5 protein-coding genes are annotated in these 6,731 nt (G+C 65.7%); 3 read left to right on the plus strand and 2 right to left on the minus strand.

The genetic code is table 11. The annotated features are described in order from the left end of the window. Window positions 1–730 (minus strand): ATP-binding cassette domain-containing protein (locus TRIHO_RS00245; RefSeq protein WP_131811162.1); only part of this gene is annotated, 730 nt, incomplete at its 3' end. A gap of 289 nt (window positions 731–1,019) precedes the next feature. Between TRIHO_RS00245 and TRIHO_RS00250 the strand changes: the two genes are divergently transcribed. Then, entirely contained in the window at window positions 1,020–1,649 is a 630-nt protein-coding gene (locus TRIHO_RS00250) for a glutathione S-transferase family protein (protein WP_068239090.1), read from the plus strand. A 104-nt stretch (window positions 1,650–1,753) separates the two neighbouring features. Beyond that, the gene (locus TRIHO_RS00255; protein ID WP_068239092.1) at window positions 1,754–2,428 is read left to right on the plus strand and encodes a TetR/AcrR family transcriptional regulator; all 675 of its coding nucleotides are present in this window, start codon (window positions 1,754–1,756) and stop codon (window positions 2,426–2,428) included. A 115-nt stretch (window positions 2,429–2,543) separates the two neighbouring features. Here TRIHO_RS00255 and TRIHO_RS00260 read toward each other — a convergent pair whose 3' ends face one another. Next, complete coding sequence (locus TRIHO_RS00260; RefSeq protein WP_068239095.1) at window positions 2,544–5,963, minus strand: indolepyruvate ferredoxin oxidoreductase family protein; 3,420 nt, start codon at window positions 5,961–5,963, stop codon at window positions 2,544–2,546. Window positions 5,964–6,106: 143 nt separating this feature from the next. Between TRIHO_RS00260 and TRIHO_RS00265 the strand changes: the two genes are divergently transcribed. Next, window positions 6,107–6,565, plus strand: coding sequence for an Lrp/AsnC family transcriptional regulator (locus TRIHO_RS00265; protein WP_068239098.1), 459 nt, complete (start codon window positions 6,107–6,109; stop codon window positions 6,563–6,565). Window positions 6,566–6,731 lie beyond the last annotated feature (166 nt).

Genomic DNA, 6,731 nt, shown 5'->3' on the forward strand with positions numbered 1-6,731 from the left:
GCTCGGCGGGGCCTGCCTCCATCACGCGGCCCTTGTGCATCACCACCACCTGTTCGGCCATGTTTGCCACCACGCCGAGGTCATGGGTGACAAGGATCATCGCCATCCCGGTTTCCTGCTGCAGCTCCTTCATCAGGCCGAGCACCTGCGCCTGGGTGGTCACATCCAGCGCCGTGGTCGGTTCATCCGCAATCAGCAGGTCCGGTTTGGCGACCATCGCCATGGCGATCATGGCGCGCTGGCGCATCCCGCCGGACAGCTCGAACGGGTAGGAGCGCCAGGTGCGCTCCGGGTCGGGAAAACCGACGCGTTCGAAACAGTCCAGCACCTGGCGTTTGGCGGCAGCGGCCGTTGGGGACCCGTGCAGATGCAGCACTTCGGCCACCTGATTGCCGATCCGGTGCAGCGGCGAGAGCGAGCGCATGGGTTCCTGAAAGATCATCGCGACCCGGTTGCCGCGCACATCGCGGCGCATCTGGCGTTCGCTGATCCGGGCCAGGTCAATGTCGCCCTCGGCACCGCCCGACAGGATCATCCGACCAGAGTCCAGCCGTGCGGCCCGCGGCAGGATGCGCAGCACCGCCCGGCAGCTGATGGTCTTGCCAGAGCCGCTTTCGCCGACCAGCGCCAGCGTTTCACCGGGGGCCACGGAAAAGCTCACATCCCGGACCACGGGGGTGTCTTTTCCGAACCCGATGCTGAGACCTTCGACGGACAGGAGCGGCCGCATTCAGAGGCCCCTGCCGCAGGATGGCTGCGCAAGATGGGTAATGAGCGTTCTCCCTGTTTTTCGCCACACCTTCGCGCGCGCCGCCCTGTGTAGTCAAATGTCATTTGTCATAGGGACGGGAGTGCCGCCGCAAGTGTGGCCCTCCGGCCCGCCTGCCGCCGCCTGCCGCCGTCGTTGGCCGCTGTCGCCTGTCGGTCTGCGGCAGGGGTCATCAAAGGGGCGCGCGGTGCGGATTTCATTCGCGATTTGGGCTAGGGTCAGCCAGAAGAGTGCAGCAGGAGGCCCATGCATGATATTTTTCGATTGTTCCACCGCACCCAATCCACGCCGCGCCCGGATGGTGTTGGCGGAAAAAGGCGTAGCGGTAGAAACCCGCGAGATTTCCATCGCCACTGGGGCGCAGCTGGAGGCGGGCTATCGCGCCATCAACCCGCAGGCCATGGTGCCGGCGCTTCAGCTGGAGGATGGCAGTTTGCTGACCGAGAACCTCGGCATTGCGGCCTATCTGGAGGCATTGGTGCCGGAACCGCCGCTTTTGGGGCGGGATGCGCGTGAAAAAGGTCTGGTGATGATGTGGACGGCAATTGTCGAGCAGCAGGGCGGGCTGCCGATCGCCGAGGCGCTGCGCAACGCGCATCCCGCCTTTGAAAACCGGGCCATTCCGGGGCCGGTGGACTATGCCCAGATCCCGGCGCTGGCGGACCGGGGGCAGCGGCGGGCGGTGGCGTTTCTGGACCTGCTGGAGACACGGCTGGCGCAGGGGCCCTATCTCGCGGGGGCGCATTTCAGCTTTGCCGATATCACCGCCTTTGTGTTTGTCGATTTCGCCCGCGTCATCAAGCTGCGCGTACCGGAGACCCATGTGGCAACGCGGGACTGGCAGGCGCGCATCGCAGCCCGGCCAAGTGCCGCGGTCTGAACCGTGCGGCTTGCGTCCGGGGCGGGCAGCGGGCATCCTTCGCCTTCGGGCTGTGGGATGTCCCGGTCGGGTATCCGTTCGTCACTTTGGAGGCTTACTTTTTCATGACGCCGAAACCTGTGTTGCACCGCAATGATCCCGACGCCGCGCCGCTGATCGGCAATATCAAAGTGACCCGCGATGACTGGCTGAACCTGGGGCTGGATGTGTTGATCCGGGATGGAGTCGAGCGAGTCAAGGTGCTGGCGCTGGCCGAGGCGATGGGGGTGTCGCGGTCCTCTTTCTATTGGTATTTCAAGTCGCGCCAGGATCTGCTGGATGCGCTTTTGGAACGCTGGGAGCAGACCAATACCGTCGGGCTGATTGCGCAGGCCGAGGCGCCGGCCGCGCGGGTGACGGGGGCGGTGCTGAATGTGTTTCGCTGTATCGCCAACCCCGGCCTGTTCAACACGGCGCTGGATTTCGCGGTGCGGGACTGGGCCCGCCGGTCGGTGCCGGTGCAGGCGCGGATGCGGGAGGGCGATGCCCGCCGGGTCACCGCGCTGACGCAGATGTTCGCACGCTACGGCTGCCCGCCGCCAGAGGCGGTGACCCGGGCCAAGGTGCTGTATTACATGCAGCTCGGCTATGATATGGCAGAGCCGGAAGAGAGCCATGACTATCGGTTGGCAATGACGCCTGAATACCTGAAAGTGTTCACCGGTCAGGCGCCGACCGAAGCGGAGCTGGCAGAATTTGCCGCCTATAGCCGTCAGTTCTGGCAGGATCTGTCGCGCTGAACCGCTGATGTTGCGCGGCGGGCGCGCTGACGCGCGGCAGGTTTGCCCCGCGCCCCCTGACGGGAGCACGGGGCCGGGCCTCCGGCGGGAGGTATTTCAGAAAAGATGAAGCGGGTCAGGGGCTGCGCAGCTGCGCGACTCTGTCGCGGGCGGTTTGCGCGGCGGCGGCGCGGATGGGACCGTAGCCGCGGATCTCCATCGGGGCGGAGAGGATGTCCTGCAGCACCTCTGGCGGGGTGGCCGTCGGGGCGGCGATGATGTCGTCGAGGAGGGCTTTGTACCAGCTGAGCAGGCTCCGGTTCAGCCGGGCCTCGGCGTGATAGGCGAACGGGTTGAGCGGCGTCCGGCGCAGGGATCTGACCTTGGCGAGGCCTTGCAGAAGCGGTGTCATCCAGGCGCCGAATCTGCGTTTGGCGGGGCGGCCCCGTGCGTCGGTCCTGCTGGTCAGGAGGGGCGGCGCCATGTGGTATTGGACGGTGAAGTCCCCCGCGAAGGTTTGATCCAGTTCGGCGCAGAAATCGGCGGAGGTCATCAGGCGGGCAACTTCGAATTCGTCCTTGATGGCCATCAGCTTAAACAGGCTGCGGGCGGCGATTGCGGTGAGGGTCTCGGCGTGATCGCGCGGGAGGGCGGTCTTGAGGCGGGCGAGCTGGTCGCGGTAGGCCCGGGCGTATCGGTCGTCTTGATACTGTGACAGGAAGGCGGCGCGGCGGTCGATGAGCGCGGCCAGTGGTTCCGGCGCCGCGGGTGCGGGGGCCGAATGGGGGGGCAGCCGGTCCGGGGCTGCGGCTAGGGCGCGGCCAATGGCAAAGGCGCGCTGGTTGGTTTCGATCGCGACGCCGTTCAGCACGATGGCCTGTTCGAGCGCGGTCTGGCTGACGGGCACCAGCCCCTGTTGCCAGGCAAAGCCCAGCAGGATGACATTGGCCAGCACCGCATCGCCGAGAAGCGTTTCGGCGATGGCATTGGCGTTGAGGGCAGTGACGTTGTCGGCCCCCACAACCGAGGCGACGGCACGGGCGCGGGTGGGGATGTCGAGGCTGGCGTCCCGCCGCAGCACGATGTCGCCGGTGGGCATTTCGGCCAGATTCAGGGCCACCTGTGTGCCGGGGCGGTAGTGGGCCGAGGCCTTGGGCGCGGAGGAGACCACCGCGTCGCAGGCGATGACCGCATCGGCGGCGCCCTGGTCTATGCGCACCTGGTGGAGTTCTTCCGGGGTCTGGGCGAGGCGGATGTAGCTGAGCACCGTGCCGAATTTTTGGGCAAATCCGGTGAAATCAAGCACGCAGGCGCCGTGGCCCTCCAGATGCGCGGCCATGGTGATCAGCGCGCCGACGGTCACAACCCCGGTGCCGCCAACGCCGGTGACCAGAAGGTTGAACGGTTTGTCCAGGCCGGGCAGCCGGGGCGTGGGCAGGCCGTGGGTCAGGCGCTGGGCGTCCAGGCCGGGGATCTGTTTCTTGCGGCGTGTCGCCCCCTCGACGGTCACAAAGCTGGGGCAGAAGCCGTTGAGGCAGGAGAAATCCTTGTTGCAACTCGACAGGTTGATCTGGCGCTTGCGGCCGAACGGCGTCTCCTTGGGTTCGACGCTCAGGCAGTTGCTTTCCACCGAACAGTCGCCGCAGCCTTCGCAGACCAGATCGTTGATATAGGCAAAGCGTTTGGGATCCTCCAGCGTGCCCCGTTTGCGGCGGCGGCGCTTTTCCGTGGCGCAGGTCTGTTCGTAGATCAGCAGGCTGACGCCGGGGATGTCGCGCAACACGCGCTGGACCGGGTCCAGATCGGCGCGGTCGTGGAATGTGGTGCCGGTGGGGAAGTCGCTGCGGCGGAACTTGGTGATGTCATCAGAGACCAGCGCGATGCGTTGCACCCCTTCGGCGCGGCTGGTCTGGGCGATGCCGGCGACCGAAACCGGGCCGTCCACCGGCTGGCCACCGGTCATCGCCACCGCATCGTTGTAGAGCAGTTTGAAGGTGATATTGGCCCCGGAGGCCACCGCCTGGCGGATGGCGAGCGCGCCGGAGTGATACCAGGTGCCTTCGCCCAGGTTCTGGAACACATGCTTGCCGCCGTTGTACTTTGAGGCCACCAGATGCGGTACGCCTTCGCCGCCCATCTGCGCGTAGCCTGCGGTCTCGCGCCCCATCCAGGAGGCCATCACATGGCAGCCGATGCCGGAATTGGCCTTGGAACCCTCCGGCACCTTGGTCGAGGTGTTATGCGGGCAGCCCGAGCAGAAATAGGGGGTGCGGGTGGCGCCGGGGATGTTCAGGAGGTTCGGCGGCGTGTCGGTCAGGGCGCGGGCCTTGTCGGGGAGGTTGAGTTCGGGGAAGAACCGGTGGAGCCGTTCGGCCACCACCGGCACCAGCATCAGGGGGCTGAGTTCGCCGACCCAGGGGATCAGCGGTTCGCCTGCCGCATGGTATTTTCCGACCATCTTTTTCGGCTTGGCGCCGGGCCAGTCGTAGAAATATTCCTTGAACTGGCTTTCGATGATGCCGCGTTTTTCTTCGACCACCAGCACCTCTTCCTTGCCATTGACGAAATCGAGGGCGCCGGTGCGGGCCAGCGGCCAGACCATACCGACCTTGTAGATGTCGATGCCGAGACGGCGGCATTCGGCCTCCGACAGGCCCAGCAGGCGCAGCGCCTCCATCAGGTCGAGATGCCCCTTGCCGGTGGTGACGATGCCGAACTTGGCCTCCGGCAGGTCATAAATGCGCCGGTCGATCGGGTTTGCCTCGGCAAAGGCGCGCACCGCTTGCAGCTTGGCCCGGATGCGGGTTTCAATCTCGGGCGAGGGCAGATCAGAGGCGCGGATATGCAGCCCGCCGGGATAGTCCGGCAGCTCTGGCAAGGTGAAACTGCGGTCCGGCGGCAGTACGACCGAGCGGCCGCTTTCGACGGTTTCAGAGACCGCCTTGAACCCCACCCAGGTGCCGGAAAACCGCGACAGCGCCAGGCCGTATTCGCCAAAGCTGAGGTATTCGCCGACATCGGCGGGGTTCAGCACCGGCATGAACCAGGACATGAAGGCGACATCGGATTGATGCGGCATAGATGACGAGACACAGCCGTGGTCATCGCCCGCCACCACCAGCACGCCCCCTTTGGCAGCGGAGCCATAGGCGTTGCCGTGTTTCAGCGCGTCGCCAGAGCGGTCAACACCCGGTCCCTTGCCATACCACATGGAAAACACCCCCTCGACCGTGCAATCGGGATCGAGAATGGCCTGTTGCGCGCCCAGGACGGCGGTCGCACCGAGGTCTTCGTTCACGGCGGGCATGAAGGTGATGCCAGCCGCCTGCATCCGGTCGCGGGCGCGCCAGAATTCCAGATCCACCCCGCCGAGCGGTGAGCCGCGGTAGCCAGAGACAAAGCCGGCCGTGTTCAGCCCCGCCGCCCGGTCGCGCCGCGCCTGATCGAGCATGATCCGGGCCAGCGCCTGGGTGCCGGTGAGAAAGACGCGACCGCTGCTGCGGGCGTAGCGATCTTCGAGCTGATAGGTCTGGAAAGCCTGGGGGAGCGCGGTCATGTGACTAAATCCTGGCGGCGGCATGGGAGTGGACAGAATACTCCGGATCTGGTGGATAAACTTGCCAGAGGGCGCGCGATTGCGCATATTTATGGATGATTTAACCGTAGATACGCCTCAGTTTGAAATGGACACCCACGCAAATGAAACTGGATGACCGCGACCGCCGCATTCTGAGTCTGCTGCAGGCGGATTGCCGCATCTCCAATGCCGATCTGGCAGAGGCTGTCGGCATGTCGCCCTCGGCCCTGTGGCGGCGGGTGCGCAGTCTTGAGGAGGCCGGGGTGATTGCCCGCTATGGCGCGGTTGTGGTCCCAAAGGCGATGGGGCTGGCGTTTGAGGCGCTGGTGCAGGTGAACCTGACCCGCCACGCGCCGGAACATCTGACCGAATTCATCCGCGCCGTCGAAGGCAATCCGCATGTCGTCGAATGCTACGCGACGACGGGGCAGGCGGATTATCACCTGCGGGTGCTGGCGCCGGATCTGGAGGCCTACAACCACTTTCTGGAGCGGTTTCTGTTCCGTCTGGCCGGGGTGGCCAGTGCCCAGACCCATGTGATTTTGCGCACGGTGAAACGGGATGCGCCAGTGGTGCCCTGACCGTTGGCGCTCGGATGGTCGTTTCGGGCTTGCGCGGGCAGTTTGTTCCTGTTATGTTCCGACTTGGCGATGGGCAGGTTCGGACCTTGAAGGCAAGTGTACGTGCAAGATCAGGCGCAGGGGGCGCGCCCGAACGCAATCGCCGCGCGTCAGCGCGGCGCCGGGC

The organism is Tritonibacter horizontis (assembly GCF_001518015.1).
In the GTDB taxonomy this organism is placed as follows: domain Bacteria; phylum Pseudomonadota; class Alphaproteobacteria; order Rhodobacterales; family Rhodobacteraceae; genus Epibacterium; species Epibacterium horizontis.